The 909-nt window shown below is 57.5% G+C and carries 2 protein-coding genes; both read right to left on the reverse strand.

The features are described from left to right. The coding region (locus NKI38_RS33470; RefSeq protein WP_352658235.1) for a hypothetical protein at positions 1 to 311 on the reverse strand (311 nt) is incomplete at its 3' end. A 42-nt stretch (positions 312 to 353) separates the two neighbouring features. Continuing rightward, positions 354 to 909 (reverse strand): hypothetical protein (locus tag NKI38_RS33475; protein WP_352665156.1); only part of this gene is annotated, 556 nt, incomplete at its 5' end.

The following is a 909-nucleotide window of genomic DNA, read 5'->3' on the forward strand; positions in this document are numbered from 1 at the left end:
TCCTCAATAGGGATGCCGTTGTCGATCATCCACTTGTGGACGCTCTGGGTTTTGCCCTGCGCGTCCACAAACGTGCCATATTCGTTCTCTTGCTTGTCGTCAGCGGGCCGGTTGACGCGTAGCTCGGCCAAAGCGGAGTTCGCGCTCTTCAGCCAATCGTTCAGCTTCTCCATGTCCTCGAATTCATCTGTGAGTTGATGCTCGAGATAATTATATCGTTCCATCTGGAGCAGCTGTGCCAATGCGGCCGCCCGGCCCCGTCCCCCGGCAATATTGGCATACGTCAGAGTTGGGAAGCTTACGTCCGACATTCCTCATTCCTTTTCCTGCGCAGGTTTAACTGGTTCCAAAGCTCATCCCATGTTGGCGATTTTGCTCCGCGTCTCAGCATCGGCGCGTCTCACTTCAGAAAGCGTTTCCAGAACATCGTTGATCATCCTTTCATATGCCGACTTGTATTCGGTTTCATCCTCGGCGCGAGAGCGTATCTCGGTGTCCTCCGCGTCCAGCTTCGCCTTTTTCTCCTGCTCTATCGTTGCTGCCATGTTCAAGCCGGCACCTGCAATCTTGCCAAGCTCGGATATGCCCGTGGCGACGCCGCTCCAGGTCATCGTCGTTTGTTGCGCGACTTGCTGGGCTCTGTAGATCCCAGTCAGGTCAACGCCGGGCGGCTGGCTATCCTCTGGGAGTGTCTCTGGGTCCCGCTTAGTAGCCGCCTTGCCAAGGTCGGGCGGCGGCTGGTCAACCTCCACTATCTCAGGGTCCGGCTTAGTAACCGGCGTGACCGCGACGTGAGGCGGCTGGCTGCCCTCTAGGGATATTTCGGGATCCGGCTTAGTAGCCGGCTTGGGCACCTCGGTCTGAAAACTCGTCTTGCCATTGCGCGCCTTCCAACCGCCAATCTCGGCA

The sequence above is a fragment of the Mesorhizobium sp. M0621 genome (assembly GCF_040320745.1).
GTDB lineage: Bacteria > Pseudomonadota > Alphaproteobacteria > Rhizobiales > Rhizobiaceae > Mesorhizobium.